This is a genomic window from Microbulbifer maximicatervae (SeqCode), assembly GCF_052468095.1.
On record NZ_CP174332.1, the window covers coordinates 4,374,460 to 4,390,952 of the forward strand.

14 protein-coding genes are annotated in these 16,493 nt (G+C 47.3%); 3 read left to right on the forward strand and 11 right to left on the reverse strand.

Annotated elements, in window-relative coordinates; genetic code table 11:
* Positions 1 to 56 precede the first annotated feature (56 nt).
* From ACJJIL_RS19395 to ACJJIL_RS19405, 3 genes are all read left to right on the forward strand, one after another.
* Positions 57 to 1,640 carry a sensor histidine kinase gene (locus ACJJIL_RS19395; RefSeq protein ID WP_445360567.1) on the forward strand — a complete coding sequence of 528 codons (1,584 nt, stop codon included), beginning with the start codon at positions 57 to 59 and terminating at the stop codon, positions 1,638 to 1,640.
* Between the two features lie 116 nt (positions 1,641 to 1,756).
* Positions 1,757 to 3,157: a sigma-54-dependent transcriptional regulator gene (locus ACJJIL_RS19400; RefSeq protein ID WP_445360568.1), complete on the forward strand. Its 1,401-nt coding sequence runs from the start codon at positions 1,757 to 1,759 to the stop codon at positions 3,155 to 3,157.
* Between the two features lie 93 nt (positions 3,158 to 3,250).
* A complete protein-coding gene (locus tag ACJJIL_RS19405) occupies positions 3,251 to 3,811 on the forward strand; it encodes a GspH/FimT family pseudopilin (protein WP_445360569.1) in 561 nt (186 codons plus the stop codon).
* Between the two features lie 6 nt (positions 3,812 to 3,817).
* Here ACJJIL_RS19405 and ACJJIL_RS19410 read toward each other — a convergent pair whose 3' ends face one another.
* The 11 genes from ACJJIL_RS19410 to ribF all read right to left on the reverse strand — a co-directional run bounded on the left by ACJJIL_RS19410 (position 3,818) and on the right by ribF (position 16,460).
* Complete coding sequence (locus ACJJIL_RS19410) at positions 3,818 to 4,273, reverse strand: type IV pilin protein (RefSeq protein WP_445360570.1); 456 nt, start codon at positions 4,271 to 4,273, stop codon at positions 3,818 to 3,820.
* Between the two features lie 66 nt (positions 4,274 to 4,339).
* Positions 4,340 to 7,702 carry a pilus assembly protein gene (locus tag ACJJIL_RS19415; protein ID WP_445360571.1) on the reverse strand — a complete coding sequence of 1,121 codons (3,363 nt, stop codon included), beginning with the start codon at positions 7,700 to 7,702 and terminating at the stop codon, positions 4,340 to 4,342.
* A gap of 13 nt (positions 7,703 to 7,715) precedes the next feature.
* A complete protein-coding gene (locus ACJJIL_RS19420; RefSeq protein ID WP_445360572.1) occupies positions 7,716 to 8,249 on the reverse strand; it encodes a pilus assembly PilX family protein in 534 nt (177 codons plus the stop codon).
* A complete protein-coding gene (locus ACJJIL_RS19425; protein WP_445360573.1) occupies positions 8,249 to 9,256 on the reverse strand; it encodes a PilW family protein in 1,008 nt (335 codons plus the stop codon). The genes ACJJIL_RS19420 and ACJJIL_RS19425 overlap by 1 nt, the downstream gene beginning before the upstream one ends.
* 2 nt (positions 9,257 to 9,258) lie before the next feature.
* Positions 9,259 to 9,822 carry a type IV pilus modification protein PilV gene (gene pilV / locus ACJJIL_RS19430; protein ID WP_445360574.1) on the reverse strand — a complete coding sequence of 188 codons (564 nt, stop codon included), beginning with the start codon at positions 9,820 to 9,822 and terminating at the stop codon, positions 9,259 to 9,261.
* A gap of 29 nt (positions 9,823 to 9,851) precedes the next feature.
* A complete protein-coding gene (locus tag ACJJIL_RS19435; protein WP_445360575.1) occupies positions 9,852 to 10,367 on the reverse strand; it encodes a GspH/FimT family pseudopilin in 516 nt (171 codons plus the stop codon).
* A 313-nt stretch (positions 10,368 to 10,680) separates the two neighbouring features.
* Complete coding sequence (gene ispH, locus ACJJIL_RS19440) at positions 10,681 to 11,613, reverse strand: 4-hydroxy-3-methylbut-2-enyl diphosphate reductase (protein WP_445360576.1); 933 nt, start codon at positions 11,611 to 11,613, stop codon at positions 10,681 to 10,683.
* Positions 11,614 to 11,656: 43 nt separating this feature from the next.
* The gene (locus tag ACJJIL_RS19445; protein WP_282934364.1) at positions 11,657 to 12,097 is read right to left on the reverse strand and encodes an FKBP-type peptidyl-prolyl cis-trans isomerase; all 441 of its coding nucleotides are present in this window, start codon (positions 12,095 to 12,097) and stop codon (positions 11,657 to 11,659) included.
* Between the two features lie 6 nt (positions 12,098 to 12,103).
* A complete protein-coding gene (lspA, locus tag ACJJIL_RS19450) occupies positions 12,104 to 12,631 on the reverse strand; it encodes a signal peptidase II (RefSeq protein WP_444892732.1) in 528 nt (175 codons plus the stop codon).
* A complete protein-coding gene (gene ileS, locus ACJJIL_RS19455) occupies positions 12,624 to 15,428 on the reverse strand; it encodes an isoleucine--tRNA ligase (protein ID WP_445360577.1) in 2,805 nt (934 codons plus the stop codon). The genes lspA and ileS overlap by 8 nt, the downstream gene beginning before the upstream one ends.
* A 51-nt stretch (positions 15,429 to 15,479) precedes the next feature.
* Positions 15,480 to 16,460 carry a bifunctional riboflavin kinase/FAD synthetase gene (ribF, locus tag ACJJIL_RS19460; protein WP_413664303.1) on the reverse strand — a complete coding sequence of 327 codons (981 nt, stop codon included), beginning with the start codon at positions 16,458 to 16,460 and terminating at the stop codon, positions 15,480 to 15,482.
* Between the last annotated feature and the right edge of the window lie 33 nt (positions 16,461 to 16,493).

The following is a 16,493-nucleotide window of genomic DNA, read 5'->3' on the forward strand; positions in this document are numbered from 1 at the left end:
CCCATCGGGGTAACAACAGCAGCGGCTCACCACTACAAGAATACCGGGCATCTATAGTGAGCAGTTCCCAGACATCCCCCTTACAACATCACGAACTCCTACGGATTAGCGCTATATATCGGGTTGCAATAGCCTTGGTTTTGCTGGGAGTATTTTTCTCTGATATCGGGGAGGGCTCGCTTGGTGAGCACTTGCCAACACTATTTGTCTATACCACCGCATCTTATGCCCTGCTGAATATCACATGGCTATTCTTTCTCCGACAAAAGGCATATCAAACTAATAACAGCCAAGTCGGAGTTGTTCTGGGGTGCGATATCCTGGTATTTCTGTTGCTGATTGAAGCCAGTGGGGGGCTGAACTCCGGTCTGGGCTATTTACTTTTGATCAGTTGCTCAATCGGTGCCATTCTGCTGGATAGACGCCTGAGCGCATTTTTTGCAGCCATCGCTAGCCTGGGCGTGATTTCCCTCCAACTGTTTCACCTTTTGTCAGGCTCCGGCTCCAGCCGAGATATTGTTTCTGCAGGTGGGCTTGGCTTACTAATGTTCGTAACCGTCAGCGCAATTCAATATTTGTCTGAGCGTATCCATAAAGCCAATCTGCGCGCAGACCAGCAAAGCCGTCAGGCCGCACACCTCCAGAGGCTGGCACAACAAATCATTGAAAGGATGAATACAGGCGTGCTTGTTATGGGGCCGTCCAATAAGCCTGAGTTGATCAATCAAGCTGCCACTCGCTTACTTGGAACACAACTAATTTCTGGGGAAAATTCCAACTCTGAGCTACACCACCAGATTCAGTCTTGGCACCAGCAAGGTGAAAACACAAGTATACTTTTTCAAGCCGGTAACAATAACGAGCTGCAACTCAACTTTGCCCAACTACGTCATAAAAGTGGCAATAGCACACTGATTTTTGTCGAAGATAATCGAAAGCTCACTGAAGCTGCCCAAAAGCTCAAACTTGCATCTTTAGGACATTTAACCGCCTCTATTGCACATGAAGTTCGCAATCCACTCTCTGCAATCAACCATGCAGCGCAACTTTTATCTGAATCTACCCAGCTCAAAGATGAAGATCGACATTTAATCGAAATTATTTGCCGGCAGAGTGGTCGTGTAAATCAAATCATTGAAAATGTAATGCAACTATCCAGAAGGCGTGCAAATTCACCAGAAGAGCATGACCTGCGAAATTGGCTCAAACAGTTTCTTACCGACTTCAATACAGCCAACGCCCAAAACAACAGAATTGAACTAGATGTTCCAGACCGGCTTATCCCGGCAAACTTTGATTCCGCTCAATTATCACAGGTCATTACGAACCTAACAGACAACGCATTGCGGCACTCAGAAATGGAAACTGGACAGCGCTATGCAGCTGTTCATGCATACTATAATACTGAGAAAGGCCACTCTATATTGGATATTAAAGATAATGGTAGTGGCATTCCCCCCGAGTTCAAAAACCAAGTGTTTGAGCCATTTTTCACCACCGATAAGGCCGGTAGCGGGCTCGGTTTGTATATTGCTCGAGAACTCTGTGAAGCCAATCGGATCAGTTTGTATCATTGCCAAAGTGAGGACAATAAAAGCTGCTTCCGCCTTGAATTCGCTCACTCTATTGGTGTGACCTGATCTAGCTCAGGAAATTTTCCGTGTAACTAGATCATTATTCACCAGAAATTTCTGACATAATCGCGTTTCATGCCTTTTGGTATAAAGTGAACAAAACAAGAAAAGAAAGAATAACGATGCGCCCACTGGCACTGGTTGTCGATGATGAACCGGATATTTGTAACTTACTTAGTCTCACCCTTCAAAGGATGGATGTTGATTGCCACACTGCAGCAACGCTTTCCGAGGCTAAAAATGCACTCAGCCAAAATACTTATAGCTTTTGCCTGACTGATTTACGCCTACCTGATGGAGATGGGCTACAGCTAGTTGAATATATCCAGGGAAGTACAGAGATTGAACTCCCTATTGCGGTTATAACTGCTCACGGGAATATGGACACTGCAATTAAAGCGCTAAAGCTTGGCGCTTTCGATTTTGTGAGTAAACCAGTAGATCTTGAGCGCTTACGCAATTTGGCACAACTTGCCCTGCGTCTGGATAGCAATCAGGCTCCACAACAGGATATCCCCAAAAAAGACCTCCTACTTGGCGAAGCAGATAATATCCGCAAGCTACGCCAACAGATCAGTAAGGTTGCTCGCAGTGACGCTCCTGTTTATATCAGTGGTGAGTCAGGCGCAGGCAAAGAACTTGCTGCCCGCTCTATTCATCTACAGAGCGCTAGAGCTGAGCAACCCTTTATCGCCATAAACTGTGGTGCAATACCTTCTGAACTGATGGAAAGTGAGTTCTTTGGCCACCAAAAGGGTAGCTTTACCGGTGCACACAAAGACAAACAAGGTCTTCTACAAAGTGCCGAGGGCGGCACCCTTTTCTTGGATGAAGTAGCAGATCTCCCTCTGGAAATGCAGGTAAAGCTCCTTAGAGCGATTCAGGAAAAGTCTATACGGCCAATTGGCTCCAATAAAGAAGTAGCAATAGATACTCGTATTTTAAGTGCAACCCACAAAGATTTAAGTGAAGAAGTAAACAATGGACGTTTTCGAAATGACCTTTACTACCGCATAAACGTTATCGAAATCGCTGTCCCACCTCTTCGGGATAGGGTTGAGGATATACCGCTCCTAACCGATATAATCATGCAACGTATAGCCTCTACTGCCGGACTTACCCCGCCTGCCTTGTCACATAAAGCAATGATTGCCTTACAAAATTATTCCTTCCCGGGAAATGTCAGACAACTTGAAAATATACTTGAAAGAGCTTTCACTTTATCTGATCAAAATATAATTCGAGAAGAAGACCTCCTACTTGAATGTAACAATAGGCAAGAAAGTGCTATAGATAAAAAACACACCAATAATTCACATCAAACCGAAAAAAAGGCTAACTCAGAAGATTTCAATCCACACAAGTATGATTCCCTGGATGAATTCCTACAGAGGATAGAAAAAGAGGTTATTGAGGAAACTTTAGCAAAAACCCGATGGAATCGAACCGCTGCAGCACAGAAACTTGGCATTAGCTTCCGCTCTCTAAGATATAGATTAAAAAAACTAGGGCTTGAGAGTTAGATTATTAAGACCAAGGTACCGTAATTTCATGTGGTTGGAATACACTAACTAAATAGTATTCTAGTGCAAACTCAACAAGAAGGAGTTTGCACCGTGAAACGATCTGCAGGATTCACCCTTATAGAGTTAATAATTTGTATTACGGTTATTGCTGTATTAACAGCTATAGCTTTACCTTCTTTTAGCGACTTCCTTAAAAGGTATAAAAGTAAAGCTAAACAAAGAGAGCTCTTTAACGTACTTATATTTATGCGTAACAGGGCCCTTAGTGAAAAACGTAACTTTGCTCTTTGTCCAAAAGGGATTTCTGATGAGTGCGCTGGCGATTGGGCAGATGGCGCTTTATTGTTCGCCGATGAAAATGGCAATGGCGAAGTCGACTCAGAAGATCAGGTTATAAGATATATGGATCGAGCTGAACAAGGAGCGTCTCTAAGCTGGAATGCATTCAATAATAGAGGGTTTCTGATTTATAAACCAACAGGAACAACTCCGTCCCAAAGTGGTAACTTCTCATTCTGCCCCGCCAGCGGCGAGGCAGAGTATGGCTGGATTATAATCCTCAATGCGATAGGAAGACCTTACTATGCCAAAGATAAAGATCTAAATGGCATTGTAGAAAATGGAAGTGGCCAGGAATTAAGCTGCCCCTAGCTACTTTTAGATACAACTGGAGTTCCAGCATAAGTCATCTGGGTCGTCGAAAGCTCCGTCATTCCCTCGATCCCATGCTCGAAATCCATTTGAACGCAACTCAAGTTCCCCATTACCCACTTGAGAGTTTTTAGGTGTTGCTCGAATCGTGTAGGATGAATCATCGGCAGCCTGAATAGTCAAATCATAAGTTTTATTACTGCTATCCAGAGGGGCTTCTGTAGGAAAGATTGCTGGAGCACCGATATCTGCCCCCCCATCTGCCGCTCCGGTATAGGAGCCGTTCTGAGTAAAGTGCTGCTCCATTGCCTGAGCCAGGCTCATTAAAGCACCCTGAGCATCTGCTCGATTAGAGGTAAGAATATGGTTCTGATAGGCAGGCCATGCAAGCCCAGCAATAATACCAGCGATTCCTATCACTATCATTAGCTCAATCAAGCTGAAACCACTATGATTTTTCATCTTCATACACTTTCACTATCCAGATAAGCCCGACAGAGCCGGGCAAGTATTATCATCTAATAACAGTTAGTTTGGAGTAATTTCTTCCCAAGACAGGCGACCCGCTCTATCTCCATCACCAAAATCTACATCCCTCTCGTGAACCTCGCCATCACTGGTACCCGTATACTGTTTATTTCCCAGGAAGCCTGACTCATTTGGGCTACTTTCTGAAAGCATTTCTCCCACATAGCCATAATCGTCTTCGTCAATCACACCGTCATTATTTGCATCAAAAACAGGGTCTTTCGTAGCCAAACCAGTCCAAACATCTACTGACATTAGCCAGCCATAACCACCAGCAGCACAGACTTGCCCTGTAGGAACCAATGTGTTGAAAAATAAGACGTAGTTCTTTAATTCTGGCCGAGTAATTACGCGTTCGCCGCCATCCAATGCACTGCCCTGTTGCAAAGGCATATACCAACCTGATTTATCATTCCAGGTAAATTCATCACCAGATACGGTCCTCAGAGCCGAAACACTCCCATCATCCTGGGTGACAGTCTCCGTTGCCAATGTGCGCTCTTCCAGATTACCTTTAGTTAAATTGTATACGTCATTATCAGAAACAACATAAAATCCTCCAGGGTTAGTATCACTCGTATCTGAGTCAACTAAGTATTGTCCCGTTCCGAAAGCAACTATTAAATTAGGAGACGCTCCAGAGGAGTTATCCGTATTTCTTGCAACTAGAGGAGCACCAGTAATTGCCTCTCCTGGAACTGAAAAAAGTGGCGACGGGGAAGTAGTTGAAGAAGCAACATCCCAGCGTCCTGTTGCTGAGACATCGAAAGCCCACATATTTCCCTTTAAATCGCCAGCATAAATACGGTCTATGGTTCCATCTAAGTCAGAGTCCACAATAGCCGGTGTTGACATCCCGTTTTTATCGGAAGTATCAGCAGTACCCGTTGAAATATAGACATGGCTATTACCACTACCATCTTCCCCATCCAAATATACGATAAATAAACCCGCATCGCCGGTTGAGCTATTATATCCATTACCGAAAATTGCAGCCCACTCACCGTTTGACATACGGCCAATCTGAGGACGGCTAAAGGTATAACCTAAATTGCTATTATTTGAATCGGTAAACTCCCACAAAACAATATCTGCGGCATTCGCTTCAGTAAAATCAGAGGGGTCAGTAATATCGAGGGCATAATACCCTTTACCACCAGCACCCAAACCACCCACAAGAACAGTCTTCCAGCCACTATCTATGTAGACATCAGAACTTGTGGGAGTACCATCCACATAATATTTATGGGTATAGTACTGCGAACTCAAAGCATGTAGGCCCTCATCAGCGGTTGTGCTAAGTAAGGCCGCAGGTGAATAAGCTATCAGCTCTTTACCGGCATTTACTCCGCTAACATTGGCATTAAAACCATGTAAGAAGCCATCATTCGCCCCGACATAAACGACTGGGGTACGGTTACTTTTATCGCTGACGAAAGCATCATAGGTAGAAGCTTCACTAAAGCTGGCTTCAGACCAAGAGCCGCTGGGTTCACCCACATATACCGGAGTTGAGCTTACAATATCACCTATACGGCCTTCACGTACTCGGAAATTACCACTCTCAGCTCCCTCGTTATCTCGATCACCTCTCAGGTAGTCAATACGATCTGAGGCACGGCTATCATTTACACCCGCACTAGATTGAATATCAAGATTCAAATCATCAGCATGATCGGTCCCAGTAATACCCAGTCCAGACTCAGTAAAAGCCACCCCAGCTCCATTACTATAGGAGAGCATAACCCTGCCATTTGGATCTCTCGAATCCAATGCAGTGCTCGCCTGCCAAGAGGATGAAATGGCAATATTTCCATCTTCATCAAGAGTCCACACCTCTAAATCACCGGACCAGGCGCTACTGTCAAAACTCGCAGAAAACAAGGCAGAATTAGCTTCAAGTGAAGTGGTATTAAAAGAAACAGAACTTGAGCTGCCAACTATAGACTGAACATTATTAATAATAGTATTAAAGGTCACCTTCAGTTCTGCGGCGTTACCAGCATCATACACACCTCCGCCACCTAATTCCCCGGCATTTCTCATCAAGTCCGTGTCGGACAAACCATCTTCAGCAAAGCCAATAATATAACTGGTAATGTTATTAACGACCTCTTCACCATCAGTCTTTTTCAAATCCGGTCGTAAATCAATATCGTAAAGAGCCTTAACGACATCATCCATTTGGTAATCATTTGTGCAGCCTCCACTATTTGAGGAGCAACCAAAATCATAGCCGGTTAAGTCACTGCTGATGCTGTTATCCTCTGTGGGCTCACCGTCAGTTAGAGCCACCATAAAGCTCTTTTGACAATAATACTGAATAGCCCCGCCATCAATCGTATTATCAGGTGCACTAATGTTATTCCAATCAAGTATCGTGGTAGTACTATTCCCAGAAGTTGCACCAGCAAATATATCCTCTCCGGGAACCTGTGTTTCTGCTCCAGTAGAGTCTATATAGGTGAGATTATTTCCCTCATAGCCACTAATAAAATAACGCCCTACGCCTGCAAAACTCTCTGCAAGAGGGGTATAACCATTTGCATCTATATCTTCAATAATATCGAGAATATCTGTTCGATTACTATCCGTTAGACTTTCCAATCCGAAAAGTAATCTAGCTCCTGAAGTACTGTTAAATTGCATCAAGCCTATACGTACATCATCTAACCCATTTACTAAATCTTGGGCAGCGCTAATCATAATATCGGTTCGACGTATATCTACTTTGGAACGAGCAGCATTATCATCATCACCCTTAAATTCGTCCGCCTCATAACCTCCACTGCCATTTTGTTTGGAGAAAAACCAGTTCAGGAAATGCCCGGTAGCGGTTTCTCTATAATACCCTGAGGAAGAACCTGTAGTATAATAGCTACCCCCTCCACTACTGCTCGCAGCATAAAGCCAGGCAGAATAATTTTCGTCTTCGTCAAAACAGTTGCTACTGCTATCCCAGGTAAACCAACTAGTCTCTGCACGGTTTCTATCCACTAACTTTATCTGAACACTTCCATCGGATGTATTAACCCGATATTCAACATCATCATAAGAACGTGTACAGGAACCACCGTTTCTACAAGAGTTTGATGTGTACGTCATCGATATTGGAGAACTACAGCTAGACCCCGCAGGATCTGAAGTATCATAGCCATCTGCCGGTAAAACCATTTCATTCATAGATCCAGAAGAGTCCAACACAAACATCAGGTTGGGTTCTGCTGAACCGCGGGAATAAAGTGGAACATCAGACAATTCACCCGGTGCAGAAAAAGCCTCATTGCTAGTGCAAAAAAACAATACAACGGCAGCTATAGGCTTCAATGGGAATCGGACTTTACTTGACAGTGAAAAATTCATTTTTTTTACTCTTTTATATTTCTTTACCATAGAGAGTGATAATGATTCTCTCTGTGCCACCTATCCCAACGCCACGAGAAACAATTTTAAATACCTGAATATTTACACCGTCGCTTGCATTAGAGCCTGCACTCAGGTCTACATCCGTAATATTTGTGTCATCTTCGGTAAGCCCTGCAAGTTCGATAAACATACGACCAGTTAGGACCTCACCATCAACCCCCTCCATAGATACCTCTTGCTCTACTGAGTTGGTATCGGTCCAAGTGCTCCCATCAAACAAGTCATCTGGACCATCACCTGCAGTACGCCGCCAACCTGTAGTTCCAAAATCATCTAAGTTTGTCAATGTCTCAATATAATCTTCACCTCGACGCGCAACAGACTCTGCTACCTCGAGTGCTACCTTTGCATCACGGGAGGCAAAGGTCATGCGTTCACTCATCAGGATACTCCTCGCCCCAGATATCCCAATCAAAGTTAATATCAGTAAGATAATCAGGCTAACCATTAGAACGGCGCCGCTTTGTGATTTGATAGTCCTCATTACATATCACCTCGATTACGTACTTTTACCGTAGCAACATACAACTTTCTAATTCTTCCATCTGTATATTCAGTTTCACTGCCATCGAGCCGGCTAATAGTTTGACTATCTACGCTTGCATCGCTATCGCTAGCCACCAATAACTCTAATTTAATAGCAACGACTTCTGACATCTCAGTAAGAGTTGCACTAGCACCTTGCCAAGTATCAACTATTCCACTTCCTGTGGTATCCCTACCATAAGAAACTTGCATGTCTTCTATTCCAGGAACCAGTTCTTGGACGGAGCCATTTTCATCACTAACAAATAGAGAATTGGTGCCAGCTGTATTCACGGCAACAAAATAGGTTTTTTGATATGGCTGAAAAATAGAGGCATCTGCGCCATATACTTCCTGAAGTGCATCACTCTGATTATTAACCCATCCACTAGTAGCACTCACATCATGCTTTAAAGTCCTATTACCCGCACCGACGGCCGCATCAATATTTGTAATGGTGAAAATATCGCCGTTAATACAAGTGGAGACCAAAACAACATCTCCAGCTGCCACAGGGCAATTTGAACTTACAACTAAATCACCACCACTCGGATCTAACATACGCCCAGATCCGCCGCATGCATCAATAACGCCACCAAGAATTAATACATCACTTCCATCCAGCACGTTCGTTGTTCCAACTGTTATACCGCTGGCATTATCAACACCCTGAACTCCATCAGAACCAATAGAAGTTAAGAAAGCATCTGTCGTATCCAACCTATTCTCAATGCTGTCTTGATCTGGTGCACATCCCCAATAATCTGCAAGCCGTATTTCCTTACTCAGTAAGTCAACTGCAAATCTACCGTTTTCCTGTACGCGCGAGAATCCATCCTGCATGCGAAAAGTATCGCTATTACTCTGAAATATTTGTAACACACCAAGCAAAAGTAGGGAGCCCAATAAAATACCTATCATTAATTCAACTAATGAAAGGCCTCTTTGATTACTTAAAGCTCGCATTCTTAAAGCTCCACTATCATCGAAAAGGAGGCATTATCTAAGCCACCATCTAAATTCCCGTAATTTGCCCCCGTATGCTGTTCACTCCAAGATATGGTTACCGTTACGACACCAGCGTTGTGAGCAATAGTTCCTGTTGCGGCAGGCAAATTGGAAGATAGAATCAATTCCCATTCATAGAGGTCTAGGTCTGCAAGCTCAGCAATTGAACATGCACTACTACAATCCGGCGTAGAACTGCTACCAGCTGACCCATCTGATCCACCCGAACCATCTGAACCATCTGAACCATCTGAACCATCTGAACCATCTGAACCATCTGACCCGCCATCACTAGACGAACCGCCTACAGTGCCATCATACTCACCATCTATAGTCCCCGTAGGATTAGCGCGCATTCGTTCAATAATTTCCTGTGCTGCAAGTGCTGCCATATAGCGATGATGAGCCCCGTTGCCATTTTTTAAACTCATCACTTGTGTTGCCGCCAGCCCCAAAAGACCAACCGCCAGAATCAAAACCGATACAAGCACTTCAATTAGGGTTGCCCCTTTTTGCTTGAGCATTCAAATTACCCTCTTTTCAATCACTTTTCCTAAGGACAAGGCATATTGGTATTCAATCTTAAAGCCCCAGAAGCGAGAACCTGTAACTGGCGACCATAATCTCCCGTTCGACTATCACATAAATCCAAAGTTAAAGTGGACCCAAGACTTATCTCCCCCTGCGCGCCATAGCTAAAATCTAAGTCTGCCACTCCAGTACCAGCAACATCAGCTGTTATGACAATGTCCTGGTGTTCGACAAGTAACATTCTTAACTCCTCTCCATCGTCATAAGAGTCACTCCCGTCACTATCAACCCAGACAATAACTCCATTACCAATATCATCGTCAATTGCACCTACCTCTACGCTACCTCCTCTACGCACCGCTTCAGAACGTGCATATTGGAGGACACCGTTCAAGTCATTTGTCATAGTTGATAAACGATTGCTATCAAACAGTGAATTAAATGAAGGTAGTCCAATTGCTATTACTATCCCCAGAATGGTGATAGTTGCCATTAACTCAATAAGGGTTGCCCCTATATAATTTTTTAAGCTGATCATAATTGCTACCTTAAAGAACCTAAAAGTACTGAGCTATGCTGCCTAGCATGGACGTAAAAATCCCATTTTTTCTAAAGTATGCAATTTTTTAGTATAAATTTTGCACACAAAAAGCCCTCTCCGTAATACTTTACAAACGTTGTGCAAGTAAAGTGGAGGCACAACACTTTGGTTCGTATTGTTAGCGTATATATACCAGTTTATGGAAAGTAGGTAAGCGATGGGGTCGAGGGTTTTGCCGCTTGCCGACAAACGGCCTGGGGGGAGCGATAAGTGGGTCAGTCAGCTAGCCGAAAGGAGATAGAGCTGCTGATTAACGCAGCTCTTTAGGCAGGGAGAAACGTATATTCTCAGCCCTTCCATCCATTTCTTCAGGAAGGCTTGCACCAAGTTGCTGCAGTCGGTCAATCACCCCTTGTACCAGAATTTCCGGTGCTGACGCTCCCGCTGTGATCCCTATGGCCGTCTTATCCTGAAGCCAATCCGCATCGATATCATCCGCACCATCGATCAATTTGGCAGCAGCACCACAGCGTTCAGCGAGTTCACGCAGGCGATTAGAGTTAGAACTATTCGGGCTACCAACAACAAGGACCAGGTCGCTTTCCAGAGCCAGCTGCTTTACAGCATCCTGGCGATTCTGGGTCGCGTAACAGATATCATCTTTTCGAGGCCCACGGATTTCAGGGAAACGCACTCTCAGGGCATCAATGACTCGAGCGGTATCATCCATGGATAGTGTTGTTTGGGTAACATAGGCGAGATTATTCTCGTCTTTAACAGTTAACTTCGCAACGTCCTCTTCGTCTTCAACCAGGTAAATGGCACCGCCAGCAGAGTTGTCATACTGCCCCATTGTGCCCTCCACTTCCGGGTGCCCGGCGTGGCCGATAAGTATGCACTCAGCACCGTCGGTGCTGAACTTACTCACTTCAATATGCACCTTGGTAACCAGCGGGCAAGTAGCATCGAACACACGCAGGCCGCGCTCTTCAGCTTCGCGCTGCACAGCTTTTGAAACACCGTGAGCACTGAAGATAACGATAACATCATCGGGCACTTCATCGAGTTCATCGACAAAGACCGCACCGCGCTCTTTCAGGCTCTCCACCACAAACTTATTATGCACCACTTCATGGCGGACATAGATCGGCGCACCAAATACATCCAGGGCGCGATTCACAATATCAATTGCCCGGTCAACACCGGCACAAAAGCCCCGGGGGTTAGCCATTCGGATTTGCATGTCTACTTCAGTACCCTACTTGCTACAAAGAGGGAACCCGACCCTATTGGATCGAATCCACCGCAATAATTTTCACATGGAAATTTAAGGTTTGACCGGCCAATGGATGATTAAAGTCGACGGTAACATCGTCCTCACCAATCTCACTGATTACTCCGGGGAGTTCGCCGCTGCCATTGTCAAAAGAGACTACCAATCCGCGCTCCAGCTCCATATCGGGAGAAAAGGTATCCCGGCGCACCTTTTGCAGGTTTTCCGGGTTGCGCTGACCAAATCCTATCTCCGGCGGTATCTCGATCTCGGCTTCATCCCCCGCTTTTAAACCAAAAAGCGCTTTTTCAAAGCCCGGCAGCAAACTGCCATCGCCAACACTGAAAGAGGCTGGGTCACCTTTGAAGGTTGAATCCACCTCAGTGCCATCGTCCAATTTCAGGCTAAAGTGCAGTGTCACCCGGCAGTGTTCACCGATAACGGCATTACTCATAGTTCGTTAGACTTCCACGTTATTTTTTGCTTTGCCACTTTCTTTTTCTGCAAAAAAAAGTAGCTCAATAACCAACATTGCAGCGCCGATACTAATTCCCATATCCGCAACATTGAATACCGGGAAGTGCCAGTTGCCGTAATAGACCGAAATAAAATCCCTTACGTAACCCAGCAGCACTCGATCCCAAAGGTTGCCCAAGGCCCCCCCCAGAATTAGCGCCAGGGCACAGGGTTCCCAGCGCTTTGTTGTCGGCAGGCGCCATAGCCAAACACTGACAACAACGCTAAATACAAAGGCAATAATTCCGAAAAACCACCGCTGCCATCCCCCAGCATCAGACAGGAAGCTAAAGGCAGCACCGTAGTTTTCGGCATAAGTAAATTGCAGCAAGCCGGGAATAATTTGCATTGAAGGGCCGTGCATAAACATATCCACGGCCCAGACTTTGCTGGCGATATCGAGGACAACCACCACCAGCGCCAGCCAGTACCAGCGCCATGGATGCCCCCAAACAGGGTTGGAACTAGGCATAGTGCCTCACTTCTCCTTCACCAGAAACGTTTTCCACGCAGCGCTCACAAATGTCTGGATACTCTGCTGATACACCCACATCGGCACGGTAATGCCAACAGCGCGCACACTTGGGGTGATCCACTTTGCTTACGCTGACTTTCAATCCTTCCAGCTCTGTGGACTCTGCACCGGCAGCATCGCTGAGCGGCTGCACAGAAGTGGAGGAGCAAATCAAAACAAAGCGCAACTCGTCTTCGAGCTCCAGAAGCTTTTCGCGCAAGTCATCTTCGGCGAACAGAGTCACCGCTGCTTGCAGGGAGCCGCCAATAGCACCAGCTCCACGCTGCTCTTCAAGCACCTTGTTTACCGCAGTTTTTACTTCGGCCATGGCGGCCCAATAGTCCGCACCTTTAACCGAGTCTGCTGGCAGCTTCGGCAGCGAATACCATTCTTCAATAAAGATGCTGTCCGCTTTGGCACCGGGAATAAACTGCCACAGTTCTTCTGCGGTAAAGCTCAGGATAGGCGCAATCCAGCGAACAAATGCCTGAACAATATGATAGAGGGCAGTTTGCGCAGAGCGGCGTGCAGTACTGTCCTCTTTGGTGGTGTACTGGCGATCTTTGATGATATCCAGGTAGAAGCCACCCATTTCCACGACACAGAAGTTATGTAACTTCTGATAGATCTGGTGAAACTGGTAGTTATCGTAAGCCGCGATAATTTCATCCTGTAGACGCGCAGCCTTATCCAGCGCCCAGCGATCCAGCGCCAGAAGCTCACTCTCCGGCAACAAATCTTTTTCCGGGTCAAACCCAGCCAGGTTGGACAGGAAGAAACGAGCCGTATTGCGCAAGCGACGGTAAGAGTCCGCTGTGCGTTTCAGGATCTCATCGGAAACCGCCATTTCACCACTGAAGTCTGTGGCGGAAACCCAAAGGCGCAATACATCTGCACCCAACTTGTTGATTACATCCAGTGGTGCAACGGTATTGCCGATGGACTTGGACATTTTCCGTCCCTGTGCATCTACCGTGAAACCATGGGTCAACACTTGCTTATAAGGAGCACAATCGTTGATAGCGATGGAGGTCTTCAGTGAAGACTGGAACCAGCCTCGGTGCTGATCAGAGCCCTCAAGGTACAGATCTGCCGGGAAACGCAGGCCGTTGCGGCGCTCCAGTACGGCGTAGTGAGTCACACCTGAATCGAACCAGACATCCAGGGTGTCGGTCACCTTTTGATATTGGTCTGCCTCATCTCCCAGGAGTTCCTGCGGGTCCAGGTCAAACCAAACATCCATACCCTCGGCGTCGACCTTTTCAGCCACTTTGTCCATCAAAGCGGGAGTGTCCGGGTGGATTTCATGGGTCTCTTTGTGAACAAACAAAGCGATGGGCACGCCCCAGGTGCGCTGGCGGGAAATACACCAATCCGGACTGCCATCGAGCATGGCATCGATACGAGCCTTGCCCCAACCGGGGATCCACTGAACTTCATCCGCTGCCTTCTGTGCATTCTCCAGAAGGTCATTCTGCTGCATGCTCACAAACCACTGCGGAGTCGCACGGTAAATAAGCGGCGTCTTGGTGCGCCAGCAGTGGGGGTAGCTGTGCTCCATCTTACCCTGGTGCAGAAGTACTCCGCGCTCCTGTAACAGGGCCACAATTTTGTCGTCCACCTTGTAGACGTGCTCACCGGCAAACAGCGGTACCATATCGCGGTATACGCCATTGTCATCGATATAGTTCAGGGTATCGATGCCGTAGCGCTTGCCCACCTGGAAGTCATCGGGACCATGGTCCGGCGCAGTGTGTACACAGCCTGTACCTGCATCAGTGGTGACATGGTCGCCGAGGATCATCGGCAATTGCTTCTCGTAGAAAGGATGGTTTAGCTTCAGGTGCTCCAAGGCGGCACCGCGAATACGGCCTACCACTTCACCTTCGAGCCCCGCCTTCTCCAATACGGCATCCTTGCGTGCTTCGGCAACGAGCAATCGGCGCTCAGCCGTTTGCACCACAACATATTCCAGCTCAGCATTGACAGAAACCGCTTGGCTGGAAGGAAGCGTCCAGGGGGTTGTGGTCCAGATAACAACGGATAGGGGGCCTTCACCCGCGTGTCCACCTGCCGCATCGGCGATAGCCAGGGATGTCTCTTCCGTCGCCGGATAGCAAACGTAAATGGAGTAGGAGGTTTTATCCTGATACTCCACTTCCGCTTCCGCCAGAGCTGATCCGCCCACAACGCTCCAGTACACAGGCTTGAAACCCCGTGCCAAATGGCCATTTTTGACCACTTGCCCAAGCGCTCGGATGATATCGCCTTCAAATTGGAAATCCATGGTGCGGTAGGGATTGTCCCATTCACCGAACACCCCCAGGCGAATAAAGTCTTTCTTCTGTCCGTCCACCTGCTTGGCTGCGTATTCGCGGCACTTCTGGCGGAAAGTTTTGTGATCCACCTTTGCGCCAGCCTTGCCAATCTTTTTCTCGACGCGGTGCTCAATCGGCAGGCCGTGGCAGTCCCAGCCAGGCACATAGGGAGCGTCAAAACCGCTCAGGGTTTTCGACTTGATAATAATATCTTTGAGAATCTTGTTGACCGAGTGACCTATGTGAATATCCCCGTTGGCATAGGGAGGACCGTCGTGCAGGATAAACTGCTCGCGCCCCTCCCGCGCTTCGCGGATTTTTTCGTAGAGCTTGGTTTCCTGCCACTTCTTTAAAATAGCCGGCTCGCGCTGGGGCAGATTGCCGCGCATAGGAAAGTCGGTCTCAGGCAGGTTTAAGGTCACTTTATAATCAGTCATTGGATGTCTACTTCAGCTCTAGTAGAGAATAATTCATCTTCTATACACCGGTTAGTGTCCCTTGGGGTTTTGCACAAACCAGTCTTTAGCATCGTCAATATCCTGAGCGATGCGGGCTTTGAGGATTTCCAGGGAGGCAAACTTCTCTTCATTGCGAAGTTTGTGGCAAAACTCTACCGCTAGTTCTTTCCCGTAGAGGTTGCCATCAAAATCAAACAAGTTGACTTCCAGTAGTGGCCGGGCGCCCTCTCCCTCAACTGTCGGGCGAAACCCCACATTGGCAACACCGTCAATTTCCGGCCGCCCAGCTGCGAGTTCACTTCCATTCGCGGCTTTGGTGCGAACGGTGTAAACGCCAACCAGCGGGGAGCGGTAGCGGTGCAAACGCACATTGGCTGTGGGAGCACCCAGTTGCCGGCCCAAGGCGCGGCCGGGGGCAACCCGTCCGGTAATACTGTAAGGGCGCCCGAGTAAGGCCTCGGCCAACTCAAATTCGCCCCGCTGCAAGGCTTCGCGGATGCGGGTGCTGCTCACCCGGGCTCCGCGAACCTCAAGCGTAGCCGTGTCTTCCACCGTGAATCCATTTTCGGCTCCGGCGCCCTGGAGAAGTCGATAATCGCCACTGCGATCACAGCCGAAGCGGAAATCGTCTCCCACCACCAAATGGCGGATTCCAAGGCCGTCCACCAGAATACGGCGCACAAAAGCATCGGCACTCAGGTTGCGCAGTTTCTCGTTAAACTGCAGGCACAGCACCCGGTCGGCACCAGCATCAAATAGCGCCAATACCTTCTCTTTAAAGCGCATCAGACGCGCGGGCGCCCTTTCCCCAGAGAAGAACTCATGTGGCTGGGGCTCAAAGATAATCGCCACCGAGGGCAGATCATGTTCCTGCGCGCGTTGCTTGAGCTGCGCAATAATCGCCTGGTGACCGAGGTGTACACCGTCGAACGAGCCGATTGTCGCCACGCTTCCCCGGTGGCGGGGGCGCAGGTTGTGCAACCCGCGAATTAGTTCGCGCTCCTGGGCCAAAGCGATTTTCCCATCTTCATAAAATCGAGCCGC

What these genes read in the sequence shown, in the direction of transcription:
- ACJJIL_RS19400 (WP_445360568.1), top strand. Translation starts at nt 1,757, where the DNA reads ATGCGCCCACTGGCACTGGTTGTCGATGATGAACCGGATATTTGTAAC.
- ACJJIL_RS19410 (WP_445360570.1), bottom strand. Translation starts at nt 4,273, where the DNA reads ATGAAAAATCATAGTGGTTTCAGCTTGATTGAGCTAATGATAGTGATA.
- ACJJIL_RS19415 (WP_445360571.1), bottom strand. Translation starts at nt 7,702, where the DNA reads ATGAATTTTTCACTGTCAAGTAAAGTCCGATTCCCATTGAAGCCTATA.
- ACJJIL_RS19420 (WP_445360572.1), bottom strand. Translation starts at nt 8,249, where the DNA reads ATGAGGACTATCAAATCACAAAGCGGCGCCGTTCTAATGGTTAGCCTG.
- ACJJIL_RS19425 (WP_445360573.1), bottom strand. Translation starts at nt 9,256, where the DNA reads ATGCGAGCTTTAAGTAATCAAAGAGGCCTTTCATTAGTTGAATTAATG.
- pilV (WP_445360574.1), bottom strand. Translation starts at nt 9,822, where the DNA reads ATGCTCAAGCAAAAAGGGGCAACCCTAATTGAAGTGCTTGTATCGGTT.
- ACJJIL_RS19435 (WP_445360575.1), bottom strand. Translation starts at nt 10,367, where the DNA reads ATGATCAGCTTAAAAAATTATATAGGGGCAACCCTTATTGAGTTAATG.
- ispH (WP_445360576.1), bottom strand. Translation starts at nt 11,613, where the DNA reads ATGCAAATCCGAATGGCTAACCCCCGGGGCTTTTGTGCCGGTGTTGAC.
- ACJJIL_RS19445 (WP_282934364.1), bottom strand. Translation starts at nt 12,097, where the DNA reads ATGAGTAATGCCGTTATCGGTGAACACTGCCGGGTGACACTGCACTTT.
- lspA (WP_444892732.1), bottom strand. Translation starts at nt 12,631, where the DNA reads ATGCCTAGTTCCAACCCTGTTTGGGGGCATCCATGGCGCTGGTACTGG.
- ileS (WP_445360577.1), bottom strand. Translation starts at nt 15,428, where the DNA reads ATGACTGATTATAAAGTGACCTTAAACCTGCCTGAGACCGACTTTCCT.